Source organism: Kitasatospora sp. NPDC056783 (assembly GCF_042789895.1).
Classification (GTDB): Bacteria; Actinomycetota; Actinomycetes; order Streptomycetales; family Streptomycetaceae; genus Kitasatospora.
Genome location: NZ_JBHUAF010000071.1, coordinates 1 through 16,768 on the forward strand (window position 1 = coordinate 1; position 16,768 = coordinate 16,768).

Consider the following 16,768-nt stretch of genomic DNA (forward strand, 5'->3'; position numbering starts at 1 on the left):
GGTCCTTCTCCGAGGGACCGGCCCCTTCCGCCGGCCCCCGCGTTCCTTCCGTTCGCTCCGTGCGCCCGCTCCGTTCGCCCCGCGCGCCCCTTCCGTTCGCCCGGCGCGCTCCGGGGCGCCCGGGGTGTGCGCCGGGCGGGCGCCCGTGCGCCGCGCCGGGCGCGCCCGTCCCGTACGCTCGCACGCATGACCAGCATTGAAACGACCGACCAGGACGCCCCGCGCTACGTCCGGGTCAAGATCGAGCTCATCGCGGAGATCACCGACGAGGGCGCGCTCAAGACCGCCGCCCTGGAGGCCGTCACCGCGGACGAGTACCTCGACGACGAGGAGCGCGCCCAGTCCGTCGAGGCCATCGAGGTGGACCCGTCGGGTTCGCTCGCCCACTTCATCGACCCCGTCGCGCTGCTCGGCGACGTGCCGGGCGTGGAGCTCGCCTCGGCGACCTGGGAGTCGGCGCAGACCGAGTTCGACCCCGACAGCGAGGAGTGGGACGAGTACCAGGTGGACGAGACCGCCGAGTAGTGCCCATCGGACGGCGGCCCGCGCCGTCACCGCTCGTGAACGCCCGGTCCGCCTCGTGGACCGGGCGTTTCGGCCTTCTGCGTCGGGAGGTTGGGTCATCTCATACGATCGCTTACCCTTCGGTGATGGAACCGTGAACGGGTGGATTGCGTTTCTGTATCCGTAATGCCCGGGATGATCAGCAGGGAGACGCGACGTGACGGCACGGGACGGTCAGGGACGGGTGGCCGGAAGCAGCTGGAGCCGGCGCGGGGTCCTCGCCGGGCTGATCGGGGCGCCCGTCCTGCTGCTGGCGGCCTGCAACGACAACAACGCATCCGGCTCCGGTAACGGCGGCTCCGGCGGCAACGGCGGCGGGAGCGGCAGTTCGGGCTCCGGCGGTGCGAGCAGCCCCGCCCCGAAGACCTCGGCCGCCGTCATCACCGTCACCCCGGCGGACGGCGCCGCCGCCGCGAGCTTCAGCGAGCCGGTCAAGGTCACCGTGACCGACGGCACCCTGAGCAGCGTCAAGGTGGTCGACACCACCGGCAAGGAGCTGGCCGGCCAGCTCTCCGCCGACGGCACCGGCTGGACCTCGGCCGCGGCCCCCGCCAGCGGTACCAAGTACACCGTCGCCGCCACCGCCTTCGACAAGGAGAAGCTGGAGGCGGACTCCAACGCCGTCTTCACCACGGCCACCCCGGCCAACACCTTCGTCGGCTACTTCACGCCGGAGGACGGCTCGACGGTCGGCGTCGGCATGCCGGTCTCGATCAACTTCAGCAAGCCGATCACCGACCGCAAGAGCGTCCAGCAGGCGATCACGGTGATAGCCGAGCCGGGTGTCGAGATCGTCGGCCACTGGTTCTCCAGCACCCGCCTCGACTTCCGGCCGCAGCAGTACTGGGCCAAGGGCACCAAGGTCACCCTCAAGCTCCGGCTCAAGGACGTCGAGGGCGCCAAGGGCGTGTACGGCACCCAGTCCAAGGACGTCGGCTTCACCATCGGCCGCGCCCAGACCAGCGTCGCCGACCTCGCCACCAAGAAGCTCACCGTCACCACCGACGGCCAGGTCAGCGCCGTCTACAAGATCTCCGGTGGCTCGCCCGAACACACCACCTGGGGCGGCAAGATGGTGATCTCCGAGCAGTACACCCAGACCCGGATGAACTCGCAGACCGTCAACCTGGGCAGCGAGTACGACATCGCGGACGTGCCGCACGCCCAGCGCCTCAGCACCTCGGGCACCTTCATCCACGGCAACTACTGGTCCTCGCCGTCCATCTTCGGCGGCCAGAACACCAGCCACGGCTGCATCGGCCTCCAGGACACCAAGGGCGCGCAGGACAGCGGCAGCGACGGCTACAAGTTCTACAAGTCCTCGATGGTCGGCGACGTGGTCGAGGTCACGAACTCCGGCGACAAGACGGTCGCCCCGGACAACGGCCTGAACGGCTGGAACATGAGCTGGGCCGCCTGGAAGGCCGGCAGCGCCGTCTGACCCGCCGGACCCGTTCCGAAGCGAACCCCCGGGCGGACCGGACCCCGCTGTCCGCCCGGGAGCGGGACGGGTGTGAAGCGCGAGCGGGGACAGCGACAGGACGCCGAGTTCGCCGTGACCGGTTCGCGGTGAGCCGGTTCCCCGTTCACCGCTTCGCGTAGTCCGCGAAGCCCTGCCAGTCGACGATCACGCAGGGCTCCTGGCCCACCGTCCAGGCGTCGTGCCCGGGCGGGCAGATCATGAAGTCGCCGGGGCCCACTTCGGTCTCCCGGCCGTCGTCCATGACGAGCTTCATCCGGCCGGAGACCACGTACCCGGCGTGGGCGGCCTGGCAGCTGTCGGTCTTGGCGATCGGCTTCACGTGCTCGGACCACCGCCAACCCGGCTCGAACACGGCCCGGCCCACCGGGCCGCCGTCCAGGTTGACCAGCCGCAGTTCCCCCGTGCCCTCTTCGAAGGGGCGGACTTCCTCGGGATCGTCGAAGTTCCGCCGGTAGAGATCGGACATGGCGCGCTCCTCTCCCGTGAGGGCGGCCCGGCCGCCGGCGGGCGGCCGGGCCGGCCTGCTGGCCCTTCCAGTCTGCGCCCGGATCGGGAATCGGTCACTTTGAGTGGCCGCCGCCGGGTGCGGGACCGGTGCGGGCCGGAGCGGGAGGTCAGTTCCCGGTGCGGGCCACACCGATCGGGCAGGAGGCGCCGGTGCCGCCGAGACCGCAGTAGCCGTTGGGGTTCTTGGTCTCCGACAGGTACTGCTGGTGGTACGGCTCGGCCGGGAAGAACGGTCCGGCCGGGGCGATCTCGGTGGTGATCGGGCCGTAACCGAGCGTGGTCAGGGAGGGCTGGAAGGCGTCCCGGGTGGCCACCGCGGCCTCGGTCTGGGCGGGGGAGTGGGTGTAGACGGCGGAGCGGTACTGGGTGCCCACGTCGTTGCCCTGGCGGTTGCCCTGGGTCGGGTCGTGCGCCTCCCAGAACGTCTTCAGCAGCCGCTCGTAGGAGATCACGGCCGGGTCGTACACCACCCGGACCGCCTCGGTGTGCCCGGTCAGTCCGCTGCACACCTCCTCGTACGTCGGGTTCGGGGTGTGGCCGCCCTGGTAGCCGACCAGGGTCGTCCAGACGCCGGGCTGCCGCCAGAAGACGCGCTCGGCGCCCCAGAAGCAGCCCAGCCCGAAGTCGGCCACCTCCAGGCCCTGCGGGTACGGGCCGAGCAGCGGGTGCCCGAGCACGGTGTGCGGCTCGCGCAGCGCGAACGCCGGGGCGGGCCGGCCGGGCAGCGCCTGGTCGGCGGGAACGAGCGAGGTCTTGTGGCGGTCGAACAGCACGGCCTGCTCCAGCGGGTCGGGGAAGGTGGTGCCGTTACCAACGCGGACGGCCGCCCCCGGATTCCGGGAGCGGCCGTCGAGGTCGTGCGCGGGGGCGGTCAGGCGTCCCGCCCGGCCGCCGCGACGGCGCCCCGGACCGCGTCGATCCGCACGTCGATGAAGAACTGCCGGGGGTCCCGGCGGGTGGTGAACGGCTGCGGGATGTACTGCCCCAGGGCCCGGAACTGCTCCAGGGCCTCGGTGTGCCGCTCGGCCCGGGTCAGGGCGTAGGCGAGCCAGCCGCGCGCGTACCGGATGCGCGGGTGGTCCGGATCGGCGGCGGCGAGATCGGCGAGCGCGGCGTCCAGCGCGGCACCGACCTCCGGGCGCTCCCACGCGACGAGGGACTCCCCGTCCCGGCTGAACTGCTCGGAGTACGCCTCCAGCTTGATCGGCGCGAGCAGGCTGCCGGCCGGCGCGGAGGCGATCGCCCCGTCGATGAAGGCGTGCATCAGCTCGTGGCTGCCGCGCCACTTCTCGCACCAGTACTGGAGTGCCCCGGCGTGCGCCGCCCAGTGGTGCGGATCGCGCTCGGTCAGCTCGGCCCAGAGCTCGCCGAAGCGCTCGTGGGACCAGCCGAGGCCCATGGCGATGCCGATCTGGGTGACCCACGGGTTGGGGTCGCCGGGGGCGAGCGCGACCGCCTCGGCGGCGTACTCCTCGGCCTCCCGCAGGACCCGGTGGAAGCCCTCGAACTGCTCGCGGGTGACCTGGCTCGCCGCCGCTCCCGTCCGGATCCTCCAGGCCAGGCAGACCAGGCCCTCCAGGTGCACCAGGGCCGCGGTCGGGTCCTTCGGGTGCTCCGCCCGCCAGGCCCGCAGCCAGGTGTCGTCCTCGGCCGCCAGCTCGGCCAGCGCGCGCTGGCGCCGCCAGCGGACGTCGGGGGAGGGGTCCGCGGTGAGGTGGGCGGCCGCCGGCCGCCAGTCGCCCGCTTTCGCGGCGGCGAGCACGGCCTCCTCCTCGGGGCCGGGCTCGTCGTCCATGAGCAGGTCCTTGCCGAGCAGTAGCCCGTGGTCCTCCGGGTGGATCGTGTTCTTCGCCCGTTCCTCCTCGGCGAGCCGCGCCTCGTGGCGGGCGATGGTGGCCTTGGCCCGTTCCAGCTGGGCCAGCTTGCGCTCGGTCAGCCGGCGCAGGACGGCCGGGAGCAGCAGGATGACGCCGACGACGGCGAGGATCGCGACGAGCACGATGATGCCGGTCAAGGGTGCTCCTTCCATGGCGGGTGGGCGGTGGGTGCGGTGGGTGCGGTCGGTGCGGTCGGTGCTCAGCGGTGAGCGGAGAGCGGGCCGGGGAGGCCGGCCGCGGCGAGCAGAGCGCGCAGCGGCGTGGTGTCCGGGGTGTCGCCGCAGGCGGCGTCGAGGGCCGCGTCGAAGGCGTCCGGGAAGCCGTCCGGCAGGCGCAGTTCGGCCGGTCCGGACCAGGAGAGCTCCCAGCCGGCCAGGCCGGCCTCGGCCAGGGCGAGGACGGCGGCGTGCGCCAGCTCCTGGCGCAGCGCCGGGCGGGCGAACTCGCGGGCGGCCCGGCCGGTGGCGGCGGCGGCCTGCTCGCTCTTCGGCAGCCGGTCGGTGAACTCCAGGGCCCGGCCGGTGTCGACGAGGTCGAGCAGGCCGTGGACGGTGGGCGGCAGGCCCAGGGCCGTCAGCGCCCCGCCGGCCGTCGTGGCCGCCTCCCGGGCGTGCGCCAGCATCGCGCCGCGGACCAGTTCGGCCCACTCGACCCGCTGCTTGCTGGCCGCCTCGGGGACCAGCGACACGGCCTCCAGCTCGGTCATCACCCGCTCGGCGTCGTGCAGCAGGGCGAGGGCCGGACCGGTGGCGCCGGCCCCGCGTCCGTCGTCGGGCAGTGCCTCGATCGCGGTGATCCGGCGGTCGATCGGCGGGTGCGAGTCGTACGGGTCGGGCTCGTGCTCGGGCAGTTCGAGCGCGTACGCGGCGAGCTGCCGACGGCGCTCCGGGTCGTTCAGCAGGTGCTGGAGGCCGCCGAAGACCTGGCCGGGCGGCGGGAGCAGGCCGGCCTCCCAGCCGATGGTGGCGTAGCTGCCGAGGTAGAAGTCCTGGGCGGAGTCCAGCGCCGGCACCTTGCGCAGTGCCGAGGCGGTGGTGTCCCGGCCGGCCAGCCGGGCGGCGATCAGGTCGGCGGCGTACTCCTGGCGGCGGCCGACCGCCTCGGAGACCCGGAAGTAGAGCTTGGCGTAGCGGGTGAAGAGGCCGGCGAGGACCCGGTCGACGCCGCCGGTGGCCTCCTCGTCGGAGGGCTTGCGGCCCTTGGCCAGCCGCTTCTCGGCCTTGGCGGCCAGCTTGGCGGCCTCCTCGGCCTGGTGCCGGTCGGCGCGCTGGTGGAGTCCGTCGATGGTGTGCAGGACCGCGCGGCGGCCGGCCACCGTGACGGCGGCCAGCCGGACGTCCCGGTTGCTGTAGTGGCCGAACTCGTGCCCGAGGATGGCCTCCAGCTCGCCCTCGGTGAGGCCCATCAGCAGCGGGGCGCCGATGACCAGGTGGCGCTTGCCGGGGATCAGGCCGAGCAGCCGGGTCTCCTCGAAGACTCCCGCGTTGACCTCGGGCACGATCCGGATCTCGGCCGGTCCGCGGACGCCGGTGCGCTCGCCGATCCGGTCGACCATGCCCCAGACGGCGGGCTGCCGCTCGCGGGTGACGGGCACTCCGGGCAGCTCGCCGTCGTCCTTGCGGCGGCGGGTCAGGAACACCACCCGGAGCACCGGGTAGGCGACCGCGGCGGTCAGGGCCCAGACCTTGACCAGTGCCGGACGGAACCCGTCGGACGCCTGGTACAGCGCGATGTCGAGGACGAGCAGGCCCACGACGATGCCGAGGGCGAGCAGGTAGAAACCGGCGAGCAGGGCCACGGCCGTGACGGCCCGAATGGATGTGCTCATGCCAGTGGAACGCTGGGGCGCGCCCATGCGGTGGTCCTCCCCCGGGCGCGACGGCAGGGCGGCGCGCGGTTGTTGCGTGGTGAACATGTGTACGACGGGTGGTGATCGTAGCGGTCGCGGGGGCCGGACGCACCGCAGTTCCGGCCCCCGGCGCCCCCGCCCCCACCTGCGGGTTCACCCCGGTTCCCGGTTCGTGAGGGCTTGACGGCATTCGCCCACTAGGCTCGGACCCATGACCGAGCACCAGCTTCCTCAGGGCTTCGAGACCCTCGCCATCCACGCGGGTCAGGAAGCGGACCCCCAGACCGGGGCCGTCGTCACGCCGATCTACCAGGTGTCCACCTACAAGCAGGACGGGGTGGGCGGCCTGCGGGGCGGCTACGAGTACAGCCGCAGCGCCAACCCGACCCGCACCGCGCTGGAGGAGTGCCTCGCGGCACTGGAAGGCGGCGCCCGCGGCCTCGCCTTCGCCTCCGGCCTGGCCGCCGAGGACACCCTGCTGCGGACCATCCTCAAGCCGGGCGACCACATCGTCATCCCCAACGACGCCTACGGCGGCACCTTCCGGCTGTTCGCCAAGGTGCTGACCCGCTGGGGCGTCGAGTTCTCCGTCGCCAACACCCAGGACCTGGCCACCGTCCGCGCGGCGCTGCGCCCCAACACCCGCGCGGTGTGGGTGGAGACCCCGTCCAACCCGCTGCTGGGCATCACCGACCTGGCCGCGCTCGCCGAGATCGCGCACGCCGCCGGCGCGCTGCTGGTGGTCGACAACACCTTCGCCAGCCCGTACCTCCAGCAGCCGATCTCCTTCGGCGCGGACGCGGTCGTCCACTCCACCACCAAGTACATGGGCGGCCACTCGGACGTGGTCGGCGGTGCGCTGGTGCTGGCCGACGCGGCCCTCGGCGAGGAGGTCGCCTACCACCAGAACGCGATGGGCGCCGTCTCCGGCCCGTTCGACGCCTGGCTGGTGCTGCGCGGCATCAAGACGCTGGGTGTCCGGATGGACCGGCACAGCGCCAACGCGGAGAAGGTCGCCGAGCTGCTGGCGAGCCACCCGAAGGTCAGCCAGGTGCTCTACCCGGGTCTGCCCGAGCACCCCGGCCACGACATCGCCGCCAAGCAGATGAAGGCCTTCGGCGGCATGGTGTCGTTCCGGGTCACGGACGGCGAGGAGGCGGCCGTCGAGGTCTGCAACCGCGCGAAGCTGTTCACCCTCGGCGAGTCGCTCGGCGGCGTCGAGTCGCTGATCGAGCACCCGGGCCGGATGACCCACGCCTCGGCGGCGGGCTCGCCGCTGGAGGTGCCGTCCGACCTGGTGCGCGTCTCGGTCGGCATCGAGTCGATCGACGACCTGCTGGCCGACCTCCAGCAGGCGCTGGGCTAGGCCCTGGCGCAAATGGCGCCCTGGCCGTCCGGGGCGTCCGGGGCGGCCGGGGAGCCCGGCCCTCCGGGGAGGCCGAGGGGCGGCGGGCCCCTCACTGCCCCTGCTGGTCCGCCGTGTACGACTCCATCGCGAGGTTGAAGCGGGCCAGCAGGGCGCAGAACGCCCGCTGTTCCTCCGGCGGCCAGTCGGCCATCAGTCGGCGGGTCAACTCGGCCCGGCCGTCCCGGACTTCGGCGAGCCGGTCGGCGCCGTGCGAGGTCAGCGCCAGCCGTACGGCACGGCGGTCGGCCGGGTCCTGCACCCGGCCGACCAGCCCGGCCGCGACCAGCGGGGCCACCTGGCGGGTCACCGTGGAGGAGTCCACCCCCAGGGCCTCGGCCAGGGCCTTGACGTTGGCGGGCCCGTGCCGCTCCAGCCGGTCGAGCAGCAGGTAGGCGGCCCGGTCGAGCACCCCGATCCCGCCGCCGGAGGTCCGGACCTGTTCCATTCGGCGCGCGAACACCGCGAGCTGGTACTGGAGTTGGGTGTGCACGGGGTCGGTGCGGTCGGTGGCCTGGGGCGAGGTCGTCGTCATCGCGGCTCACGATCGTCGTGCGGTGAGGGAGGCTCAGAAGCAGCAGAGTACGCGGGCCGGGCGGGCCCGGGAACAGTCCCGGCATCCCGGATTGCCGTCGCCCGCCCCCGTAGTCTGGCGCCATGCACACCTGGCCGATCACCCTCGACGACGTCCGCGGCGCCCAGAAGATGCTCGCCGGGGTCGCCCGGGTGACACCGATGGAGGGCAGCCGCCACCTCTCCGGGCTGATCGGCGCGCCGGTCCACCTGAAGTGCGAGAACCTCCAGCGCACCGGGTCCTTCAAACTGCGCGGGGCGTACGTGCGGATCGCGGGACTCTCGCCGGTGCAGCGGGCCGGCGGGGTGGTGGCGGCGAGTGCCGGGAACCACGCCCAGGGCGTGGCGCTGGCGGCCTCGCTGCTGGGTGTGCGCTCCACGGTGTTCATGCCGGTGGCGGCGCCGCTGCCGAAGGTCGCGGCCACCCGCGAGTACGGGGCCGACGTGCGGCTCCACGGCGCCACCGTGGACGAGGCGCTCCAGGCCGCGCAGCGGTACGCGGAGGCGACCGGCGCGGTGTTCATCCACCCCTTCGACCACTGGGACGTGGTCACCGGCCAGGCGACCGTCGGGCTGGAGATCCTGGAGCAGTGCCCGGAGGTGCGGACCATCCTGGTCGGGGTGGGCGGCGGCGGGCTGCTGGCCGGGATCGCGGCGGCGGTCAAGCCGCTGCGGCCGGACGTTCGGGTGGTCGGGGTGCAGGCGGCGGGCGCGGCCGCGTACCCGCCCTCGCTGGCGGCCGGGCGGCCGGTGTCGCTGGAGCAGTTCGCCACGATGGCGGACGGGATCATGGTCGGGCGCCCCGGGGACATCCCGTTCGAGGTGGTCAACACGCTCGCGGACGGCATCCGTACGGTCTCCGAGGACGCGCTGTCGCGGGCGCTGCTGCTCGGGCTGGAGCGGCTGAAGCTGGTGGTCGAGCCGGCCGGTGCGGCCCCGATCGCGGCGTTGCTGGAGCGGCCGGACTCCTTCGAGGGCCCGGTGGTGGCGGTGCTGTCGGGCGGCAACATCGACCCGCAGCTGATGCAGCGGGTGCTGCGGCACGGGCTCGCGGCGGCCGGGCGCTACCTGTCGCTGAGGGTGCGGCTGGCGGACAAGCCGGGCGCGCTGGCGGACCTGCTGTCCGTGCTGACCCGGGTGGACGCCAACGTGCTGGACGTGGCGCACGTGCGGATCGACCCGAGGCTGGGGCTGACCGAGGTCGAGGTGGACCTGCACCTGGAGACCAAGGGGCCGGAGCACTGCGCGCTGGTGGTCGGGGAGCTGCGGGACGCGGGGTACGTGGTCTCCGACTGAGCGGGGCCGACTGGGCGGGGCCGGCCGGGCGGGGTGTTCCGGATACGGGATGGCGGAGCCTCCTCCCTTGACGCGATATATCGCGTGCTGGAAGACTCGCGATACATCGCGTTCTGTCCCCGTGGGTCGCGCCATGGAGTCGCCCGCCTGCCGGAAAACGGGGCAGAGTAGGACAGATCGCCCCATACGTTCGAGGAGATGAGGCAAGGCCATGGCGCCAGCCATCCAAGCCGAGAACCTGGTGAAGACCTTCGGCGACGTACGAGCCCTGGACGGCGTCAGCCTCGACGTCCCCGAGGGCACGGTGCTCGGGCTGCTCGGCCCGAACGGAGCCGGGAAGACCACCACCGTGCGGGTCCTGACCACCCTGCTCCGGCCCGACTCCGGCCGCGCCGTGGTCGCCGGGGTGGACGTGCTCAAGCACCCCAACAAGGTCCGCAGCCTGATCGGCCTGTCGGGCCAGTACGCGGCGGTCGACGAGTACCTGACCGGCTTCGAGAACCTCACCATGGTCGGCGAGCTCTACCAGATGAGCAACCGCGAGGCGAAGGCCCGCGCGCTGGAGCTGCTGGAGTGGTTCAACCTCACCGAGGCCAAGGACCGCACCGCCAAGACCTACTCCGGCGGCATGCGCCGACGCCTGGACCTCGCCGCCGCGCTGGTCGTCCGGCCGCCGGTGATGTTCCTGGACGAGCCGACCACCGGCCTCGACCCGCGCAACCGGCTCGCGCTCTGGGAGGTCATCGAGACCCTGGTCGAGCAGGGCACCACGCTGCTGCTCACCACCCAGTACCTGGAGGAGGCCGACCGGCTCGCCCACGACATCGCGGTGGTCGACCACGGCCGGGTGATCGCCCGCGGCACCGCCGACCGGCTCAAGGCGCAGATCGGCGGCGAGCGGATCGAGGTCGTGGTGCACGAGCCCGGCCTGGTCGCCGACGCGGTCGCGGCGCTGTCCCGCTTCGCGCTGAACGAGCCGACGCTGGAGAAGAACACCCGCCGGATCACCGTCCCGGTCAGCGGCGGTGCCCGGGTGCTCGCCGCCGCGATCCGCGAACTGGACTCCCACGGCATCGAGATCGACGACATCGGGCTGCGCCGCCCGACCCTGGACGACGTCTTCCTCACCCTCACCGGCCACGTCGCCGAAGAGCGGCCCGACGAGGAGGACGGTGCCGACGGCGAGGCGCGCGGCCGGGGCAAGGGCGGCGGCCGGCGTGGCGCCGACGGTCAGGGGCAGGACAAGTCGGCCGTCGCGGCCGGGAAGGAGAGCTGAGATGGGCACCGCCACCGAGCACGCCATCGGCCCGGCGATGCCCAGGCAGCGCCGGGGTGTCTCCGCCACCCTGCACGACTCCTGGGTGGTCGCCAAACGGAACCTGCGCCGGATGACCCGGATCCCGGAGATCGTGATCTTCGGGCTGATGCAGCCGGTCATGTTCGTGCTGCTGTTCTCGTACGTGATGGGCGGGGCGATCAAGATCCCCGGCACGAACTCCAGCTCGGACACGTACATCCAGTTCCTGATGGCCGGCATCTTCGCCCAGACCGTCACCTTCGCGGTGGCCGGCGCCTCGGCCGGCATCGCGGAGGACATGAGCAAGGGGCTGGTGGACCGGTTCCGCTCGCTGCCGATGGCCCGCTCGGCGGTGCTGGTCGGCCGCACCCTCGCGGACCTGTGCCAGACCGCGTTCACCCTGGTCGTGCTGGCGATGGTCGCGCTGCTGGTCGGCTGGCGGATCCACGAGGGCCTGCTCAAGGCGCTCGGCGCGTTCGGCCTGCTGCTCCTGCTCGGCTACGCCTTCTCCTGGATCGGCGCGCTGATCGGCCTGTCGGTGCGCAGTCCCGAGGCGGCCACCTCCGCCGGGCTGATCTGGCTGTTCCCGCTGACCTTCGTGTCCAACGCCTTCGTGCCGGTCGCCTCGATGCCGGGCTGGCTCCAGGCGGTCGCGTACTGGAACCCGTTCAGCGCCACCGTGCAGGCCTGCCGGGTGCTGTTCGGCAACCAGGTCGGGCCGGTGGACGACGTCTGGTCGATGCAGCACGCGGCACTGGTGTCGGTGCTGTGGTCGGTGGTGATCACCGCGGTGTTCTCCTGGCTGTCGGTGCGCAAGTACCGCTCGTCCACCGCCTGAGCGCGGGCGGTGCCCGGCCGGGCGCCCCTGGCCGGCCCCTGAGCACCCCGCCCGGAACGAGGAGGGCGGCCGCGGAAGTCTCCCTGACTCCGCGGCCGCCCTCGTGTCGTGCGGCCGGATCAGCCGGCGTGCGGCACGACCTTGACGATCTTCACCATGGCCGGCCTGCCGTTCGGCAGCTCGTAGGTGGCCTCGTCGCCGATCCGCTTGCCGTCGATCGCCCGGCCCAGCGGGGACTGCGGCGAGTAGACGTCCAGGTCGTCGGCGCCCGCGACCTCGCGGGAGGCGAGCAGGAACTCCATGAGGTCGTCCTCGTCGCCGTCGAAGGCGACCGTGACGACCATGCCCGGGGCCACCACGCCCGAGTCGGCCGGGGCCTCGCCGACCTTGGCGCGCTCCAGCAGCTGGTTCAGCTGGCGGATGCGCAGCTCGTACTTGCCCTGCTCCTCCTTCGCCGCGTGGTAGCCGGCGTTCTCCTTGAGGTCGCCCTCCTCGCGCGCCGCCTCGATCTTCTGGGCGATCTCGATGCGCCAGGGCCCGGTCAGGTGGTCCAGCTCGGCCTTGAGCTGGTCGTAGCCGGCCTGAGTGAGCCAGGTCACGTTCTCACTGGTCTGGGTCACGGGTGCTCCTCGTAGGTGCGGGGCTGTGCTGAGGGTGTGAGTCGTCAGCAGGGGTCGGTGGTGATTTCGGTCGTAACTACAAAGCAACGCCCGCTCCCGTACCATCCGGTGCGGAAGGGGCGAAACCACGAGCCTAACAAGTCCTGCCGACAAGCGGGAGGGGCGTTCGGGCGCCATTGACGGTGGTGTTACGCCGGTTTGTACGGCAACGGTGTGCGGGACCCTGTACCGATGCCCGCTCTCCGGATCGAATATGCGCGCCGCCCGGGGACGGATGCGCCGCCGGGGACGGGCGCGCCGCCGAGGTCGGGCGTGCCGGCGGGGTCGGGCGTGCCGGCGGGGCGGATCCGCCGCCGGGGCGGATTCCTACTTGGCCGGGGTGCAGCCCAGGAGCTCGGCGGTGGTGCCGCGCGAGGTGGTGCGCAGGGTGACCACCGCGTCGTAGCTGGAGCCGGTCGCCGGGACCGGGAAGTCGGCCACCCCGACCACCCCGTGGTCGTCGCCCTGCGAGCGCACCGTGCAGGTGCCGGCCTGTCCGTCGCTCTTGCGCACGGTGAGGCGCAGCTGGACCTCGGAGTCGGAGAGCACCTGGAAGGTCGGCACCGAGCCGTTGATCTTCGACTCGCGCAGCATGTAGGAGCCGCCGAGCCAGGCGATCAGGCCGAGGCCGAGCACGCCGCAGACCGCGCCGATCACCTTCAGCCGGCGGTCCGAGTCGCGGTCGCCGCCGCGCCCGTAGCGCCCCTCGGGCAGATCGGTGGCGGTGGTGCCTGCACTCATCGGACTCCGTCCTCTCCTGGGGGAGGGGCCGCCCTGGGTGGTGCGGGGGAATGCGACGCTCCTCCAGTCCGTCACTATAGGAGGGGCACGCCCGCGGCCGGTCCGGCGGGGGCAGGGCTCGGCCGCGCCGACGACGTCGGACGGTACGACCCCGCGGCGACGCGGCCCCGAAGTGAGCGGTTCGTACGGTGGGCAGACCCGGACTCCGCGGAACGCCCGACGAGTGTGGAAGGAACGCAAGGCGTTGACTGAGCAGTTGCGACTGATGGCGGTGCACGCCCATCCGGACGACGAGTCCAGCAAGGGCGCGGCCTCCATGGCCATGTACGTCGAGCAGGGCGTGGACGTGCTGGTGGCCACCTGCACGGGGGGCGAGCGCGGGTCGGTCCTCAACCCCAAGCTGCAGGGGGACCCGTACATCGAGGAGAACATCCACGAGGTGCGCCGCAAGGAGATGGACGAGGCGCGGGCGATCCTCGGCGTCAAGCAGGCCTGGCTGGGCTTCGTGGACTCCGGCCTGCCCGAGGGGGACCCGCTGCCCCCGTTGCCCGAGGGCTGCTTCGCCCTGGAGGACGTCGAGACGGCGGCGGAGCCGCTGGTCCGGCTGATCCGCGAGTTCAAGCCGCAGGTCATCACGACCTACGACGAGAACGGCGGGTACCCGCACCCGGACCACATCATGACCCACAAGATCACCATGCTGGCCTTCGACGCCGCGGGCGACCCGGACGCCTACCCGGAGGCCGGCGAGCCCTGGCAGCCGCTCAAGCTGTACTACAACCACGGCTTCCCGATGGGCCGCATCCGGGCCCTGCACGAGTACCTCACCGAGCACGGCCACGAGTCGCCGTACGGCGAGTGGATCGAGGGCTGGGAGAAGAGCGGCCGCAAGGAGCGGGAGATCACCACCCGGGTCCGCTGCGGCGACTGGTTCGAGACCCGCGACCGGGCGCTGATCGCCCACGCGACCCAGATCGACCCGGACGGCCCGTGGTTCCGCGTCCCGCTGGAGATCCAGCGCGAGGTCTGGCCCACCGAGGACTACGAACTCGCCCGTACCCTGGTCGACGTGGACCTGCCGGAGGACGACCTGTTCGTCGGCCTGCGCACCCCCACCCTGGTGGCCGAGACCGCCGACACGCGCGACTGAACCACCCCCCGACGGCCCGGCCGCGCGTGAGCCGGGCGACCATAGAGATATGAGTGCCTCCGTGAACCTCGTCCACCTCGCCGCTGACCTCGCCGTCGACGACTCCAAGGTCACCCCCGGGCTCCTCGGCTTCGTCGTCTTCGCCGCCCTCGGCGTCGCGACCTGGTTCCTGGCCAAGTCGATGAACCGGCAGTTCAAGAAGGTCGACTTCGTCGAGGAGCCGGAGGGCCCGAAGGAGTGAAACCGAGGGCCGGCCCCACGGGGCCGGCCCTCGCGAGCGTCGGCGGCCCGCCCGGCTCCGGGGGACCCTGGGCGCTGACGCGGTCGCGGCAGGCCGTGACCCCCGGTGGCCGCGGGACCCGCGCGCCCGTCCCCGGCGTGTTGGCGAGGCCGCCCGCACAGCGGGCCGGCCGACTGAGATACTGCGGCCATGGTGAACCGGTTGGCGCACGCGACCTCCCCGTACCTCCAGCAGCACGCCGACAACCCCGTGGACTGGTGGGAGTGGGGCCCCGAGGCGTTCGCGGAGGCGGAACGGCGCGGCGTGCCGGTGCTGCTGAGCGTCGGGTACGCGGCCTGCCATTGGTGCCACGTGATGGCGCACGAGAGCTTCGAGGACGCCGGGCTGGCCGAGTACCTCAACGGGCGGTTCGTCGCGGTCAAGGTGGACCGGGAGGAGCGGCCGGACGTCGATGCCGTGTACATGGAGGCGGTGCAGGCCGCGACCGGGCAGGGTGGGTGGCCGATGACGGTGTTCCTCACTCCCGGCAAGGAGCCGTTCTACTTCGGCACCTACTTCCCGCCGCGGCCCCGGCACGGGATGCCGTCCTTCCGGCAGGTGCTGGAGGGCGTCGATGCCGCCTGGCGGGACCGCCGGGAAGAGGTCGGGGAGGTCGCCCGGCGGATCCGGGCCGACCTGGCCGAGCGGGCCGCCGTCTACTCGGCGGGCGCCCACAACCCGCCCGGCGAGGCGGACCTGCACCAGGCGCTGGTGACCCTCAGCCGGGACTTCGACCAGGCCCGCGGCGGCTTCGGCGGCGCGCCCAAGTTCCCGCCGGCCATGGTGCTGGAGTTCCTGCTGCGCCACCACGCCCGGACCGGCTCGGAGGCGGCGCTGGAGATGGCCGTCCGCACCGGTGAGGCGATGGCCCGCGGCGGCATCCACGACCAGCTCGGCGGAGGCTTCGCCCGGTACTCGGTGGACGCCGGCTGGGTGGTGCCGCACTTCGAGAAGATGCTCTACGACAACGCCCTGCTGCTGCGCGCCTACCTGCACCTGTGGCGGGCCACCGGGTCGGACCTGGCCCGCCGGGTCGCGCTGTCCACCGCGGACTTCCTGCTGCGTGAACTCCTCACCCCCGAGGGAGCGTTCGCCTCCGCGCTGGACGCCGACAGCCTGGACGAGGAGACCGGGCAGTCCGCCGAGGGCGCCTACTACGTGTGGGAGCCCGGCCAGTTGGTCGATCTGCTGGGCCCGGCCGACGCGGCCACCGCGGCCCGGCTGTTCACCGTCACCGCCGACGGCACCTTCGAGCACGGCACCTCGGTGCTCCAACTCCTCGCCGACCCCGAGGACTTCGCCGAGTACGAGGCGATCCGGGCCCGACTGGCCGAAGCGCGGACGGCCCGCCCCGCCCCGGCCCGGGACGACAAGGTGGTCGCCGCCTGGAACGGCCTCGCCATCGCCGCCCTCGCCGAGACCGGTGCGCTGCTGGACCGCCCCGAGCTGGTCGAGGCCGCCGAACGCGCCGCCGACCTGCTGCTCGCCGTCCACCTCACCCCGGACGGCCGGCTGCTGCGCACCTCCCGGGACGGCAGGGCCGGTGCCAACGCCGGCGTGCTGGAGGACTACGCGGACACCGCCGAGGGCTTCCTCGCGCTGTACGCCGTCACCGGTGAGGCCTCCTGGCTCCAGCTGGCGGGCGGCCTGCTCGACACCGTGCTCAAGCGCTTCACCGACGAGGCCTCCGGCGCGCTCTACGACACCGCGGACGACGCCGAGGAGCTGATCCGCCGCCCGCAGGACCCGACCGACAACGCCACCCCGTCCGGCTGGACGGCCGCGGCCGGCGCCCTGCTCACGTACGCCGCGTACACCGGCTCCGACCGGCACCGCACGGCCGCCGAGCGGGCCCTCGGCGTGGTCGGCGCGCTCGCCGGACGGGCCCCGCGCTTCATCGGCTGGGGCCTGGCCGTCTCCGAGGCGCTGCTCGACGGGCCGCGGGAGGTCGCCGTGGTCGGCCCGGACGGGGACCCGGGCACCGCCGCGCTCCGGCGGGCCGCGCTGCTCGGGACGGCGCCCGGCGCGGTGGTCGCGGTCGGCGCGCCCAGGAAGGCCGGGGAGCCGGTGGAGGACGGGGAGGCCGAGGTGCCGCTGTTGGCGGACCGGCCGCTGATCGGTGGGGCGCCCGCGGCCTACGTCTGCCGGCACTTCGCCTGTGACGCCCCGACCACCGATCCGGCGGCGCTGGCCGAGAAGCTGGGCGTGGCGGTCGAATAGGGCCGCCCAAGGCCGCCCAAGGCCGAACA

General features: G+C 73.1%; 16 protein-coding genes. 9 read left to right on the forward strand and 7 right to left on the reverse strand.

Going from position 1 to position 16,768, the window contains the following annotated elements:
* Positions 1-186 precede the first annotated feature (186 nt).
* Positions 187-525 carry a hypothetical protein gene (locus ACFRMQ_RS13650; RefSeq protein ID WP_380730352.1) on the forward strand — a complete coding sequence of 113 codons (339 nt, stop codon included), beginning with the start codon at positions 187-189 and terminating at the stop codon, positions 523-525.
* Positions 526-721: 196 nt separating this feature from the next.
* The gene (locus tag ACFRMQ_RS13655) at positions 722-2,005 is read left to right on the forward strand and encodes an Ig-like domain-containing protein (protein WP_380730354.1); all 1,284 of its coding nucleotides are present in this window, start codon (positions 722-724) and stop codon (positions 2,003-2,005) included.
* Between the two features lie 145 nt (positions 2,006-2,150).
* Here the strand turns inward: ACFRMQ_RS13655 and ACFRMQ_RS13660 are convergent, their stop codons facing one another.
* From ACFRMQ_RS13660 to ACFRMQ_RS13675, 4 genes are all read right to left on the reverse strand, one after another.
* The gene (locus ACFRMQ_RS13660) at positions 2,151-2,513 is read right to left on the reverse strand and encodes a cupin domain-containing protein (RefSeq protein WP_380730356.1); all 363 of its coding nucleotides are present in this window, start codon (positions 2,511-2,513) and stop codon (positions 2,151-2,153) included.
* Positions 2,514-2,661: 148 nt separating this feature from the next.
* Positions 2,662-3,327, reverse strand: coding sequence for a peptide-methionine (S)-S-oxide reductase MsrA (gene msrA, locus ACFRMQ_RS13665; RefSeq protein ID WP_380730358.1), 666 nt, complete (start codon positions 3,325-3,327; stop codon positions 2,662-2,664).
* A gap of 98 nt (positions 3,328-3,425) precedes the next feature.
* Positions 3,426-4,568 carry a hypothetical protein gene (locus tag ACFRMQ_RS13670; RefSeq protein WP_380730361.1) on the reverse strand — a complete coding sequence of 381 codons (1,143 nt, stop codon included), beginning with the start codon at positions 4,566-4,568 and terminating at the stop codon, positions 3,426-3,428.
* A gap of 62 nt (positions 4,569-4,630) precedes the next feature.
* Positions 4,631-6,259, reverse strand: coding sequence for a M48 family metalloprotease (locus tag ACFRMQ_RS13675; protein ID WP_380730363.1), 1,629 nt, complete (start codon positions 6,257-6,259; stop codon positions 4,631-4,633).
* A 232-nt stretch (positions 6,260-6,491) separates the two neighbouring features.
* On the opposite strand from ACFRMQ_RS13675, the gene ACFRMQ_RS13680 reads away from it, so the two are divergent.
* Positions 6,492-7,646, forward strand: a complete 1,155-nt coding sequence (locus ACFRMQ_RS13680) for a cystathionine gamma-synthase (RefSeq protein WP_380730365.1) — start codon at positions 6,492-6,494, stop codon at positions 7,644-7,646.
* 91 nt (positions 7,647-7,737) lie between these two features.
* Here ACFRMQ_RS13680 and ACFRMQ_RS13685 read toward each other — a convergent pair whose 3' ends face one another.
* Positions 7,738-8,220, reverse strand: coding sequence for a MarR family winged helix-turn-helix transcriptional regulator (locus ACFRMQ_RS13685; RefSeq protein WP_380730367.1), 483 nt, complete (start codon positions 8,218-8,220; stop codon positions 7,738-7,740).
* 122 nt (positions 8,221-8,342) lie between these two features.
* Here ACFRMQ_RS13685 and ilvA point away from each other — a divergent pair, with 122 nt between their 5' ends.
* The 3 genes from ilvA to ACFRMQ_RS13700 all read left to right on the forward strand — a co-directional run bounded on the left by ilvA (position 8,343) and on the right by ACFRMQ_RS13700 (position 11,689).
* Positions 8,343-9,554 carry a threonine ammonia-lyase gene (gene ilvA / locus ACFRMQ_RS13690; protein ID WP_380730369.1) on the forward strand — a complete coding sequence of 404 codons (1,212 nt, stop codon included), beginning with the start codon at positions 8,343-8,345 and terminating at the stop codon, positions 9,552-9,554.
* Positions 9,555-9,765: 211 nt separating this feature from the next.
* Complete coding sequence (locus tag ACFRMQ_RS13695; protein WP_380730371.1) at positions 9,766-10,830, forward strand: ATP-binding cassette domain-containing protein; 1,065 nt, start codon at positions 9,766-9,768, stop codon at positions 10,828-10,830.
* A gap of 1 nt (position 10,831) precedes the next feature.
* Positions 10,832-11,689 (forward strand): ABC transporter permease, encoded by an 858-nt coding sequence (locus ACFRMQ_RS13700; protein WP_380730373.1) that lies wholly within the window; start codon positions 10,832-10,834, stop codon positions 11,687-11,689.
* 119 nt (positions 11,690-11,808) lie between these two features.
* Here ACFRMQ_RS13700 and greA read toward each other — a convergent pair whose 3' ends face one another.
* A complete protein-coding gene (greA, locus tag ACFRMQ_RS13705) occupies positions 11,809-12,309 on the reverse strand; it encodes a transcription elongation factor GreA (RefSeq protein WP_380730375.1) in 501 nt (166 codons plus the stop codon).
* A 366-nt stretch (positions 12,310-12,675) separates the two neighbouring features.
* Positions 12,676-13,089, reverse strand: a complete 414-nt coding sequence (locus ACFRMQ_RS13710) for a DUF4307 domain-containing protein (protein WP_380730377.1) — start codon at positions 13,087-13,089, stop codon at positions 12,676-12,678.
* A 244-nt stretch (positions 13,090-13,333) separates the two neighbouring features.
* On the opposite strand from ACFRMQ_RS13710, the gene mca reads away from it, so the two are divergent.
* The 3 genes from mca (at position 13,334) to ACFRMQ_RS13725 (ending at position 16,739) form a co-directional block, all read left to right on the forward strand.
* On the forward strand, positions 13,334-14,239 hold the full coding sequence (mca, locus tag ACFRMQ_RS13715) for a mycothiol conjugate amidase Mca (protein ID WP_380730379.1): 906 nt from the start codon (positions 13,334-13,336) through the stop codon (positions 14,237-14,239).
* 49 nt (positions 14,240-14,288) lie between these two features.
* The gene (locus ACFRMQ_RS13720; protein ID WP_380730381.1) at positions 14,289-14,480 is read left to right on the forward strand and encodes a hypothetical protein; all 192 of its coding nucleotides are present in this window, start codon (positions 14,289-14,291) and stop codon (positions 14,478-14,480) included.
* A gap of 189 nt (positions 14,481-14,669) precedes the next feature.
* Entirely contained in the window at positions 14,670-16,739 is a 2,070-nt protein-coding gene (locus tag ACFRMQ_RS13725; RefSeq protein WP_380730383.1) for a thioredoxin domain-containing protein, read from the forward strand.
* Positions 16,740-16,768: the final 29 nt, after the last annotated feature.

What these genes read in the sequence shown, in the direction of transcription:
- ACFRMQ_RS13650 (WP_380730352.1), top strand. Translation starts at nt 187, where the DNA reads ATGACCAGCATTGAAACGACCGACCAGGACGCCCCGCGCTACGTCCGG.
- ACFRMQ_RS13660 (WP_380730356.1), bottom strand. Translation starts at nt 2,513, where the DNA reads ATGTCCGATCTCTACCGGCGGAACTTCGACGATCCCGAGGAAGTCCGC.
- ACFRMQ_RS13675 (WP_380730363.1), bottom strand. Translation starts at nt 6,259, where the DNA reads ATGAGCACATCCATTCGGGCCGTCACGGCCGTGGCCCTGCTCGCCGGT.
- ACFRMQ_RS13680 (WP_380730365.1), top strand. Translation starts at nt 6,492, where the DNA reads ATGACCGAGCACCAGCTTCCTCAGGGCTTCGAGACCCTCGCCATCCAC.
- ACFRMQ_RS13685 (WP_380730367.1), bottom strand. Translation starts at nt 8,220, where the DNA reads ATGACGACGACCTCGCCCCAGGCCACCGACCGCACCGACCCCGTGCAC.
- ilvA (WP_380730369.1), top strand. Translation starts at nt 8,343, where the DNA reads ATGCACACCTGGCCGATCACCCTCGACGACGTCCGCGGCGCCCAGAAG.
- ACFRMQ_RS13695 (WP_380730371.1), top strand. Translation starts at nt 9,766, where the DNA reads ATGGCGCCAGCCATCCAAGCCGAGAACCTGGTGAAGACCTTCGGCGAC.
- ACFRMQ_RS13700 (WP_380730373.1), top strand. Translation starts at nt 10,832, where the DNA reads ATGGGCACCGCCACCGAGCACGCCATCGGCCCGGCGATGCCCAGGCAG.
- ACFRMQ_RS13710 (WP_380730377.1), bottom strand. Translation starts at nt 13,089, where the DNA reads ATGAGTGCAGGCACCACCGCCACCGATCTGCCCGAGGGGCGCTACGGG.
- ACFRMQ_RS13720 (WP_380730381.1), top strand. Translation starts at nt 14,289, where the DNA reads ATGAGTGCCTCCGTGAACCTCGTCCACCTCGCCGCTGACCTCGCCGTC.
- ACFRMQ_RS13725 (WP_380730383.1), top strand. Translation starts at nt 14,670, where the DNA reads ATGGTGAACCGGTTGGCGCACGCGACCTCCCCGTACCTCCAGCAGCAC.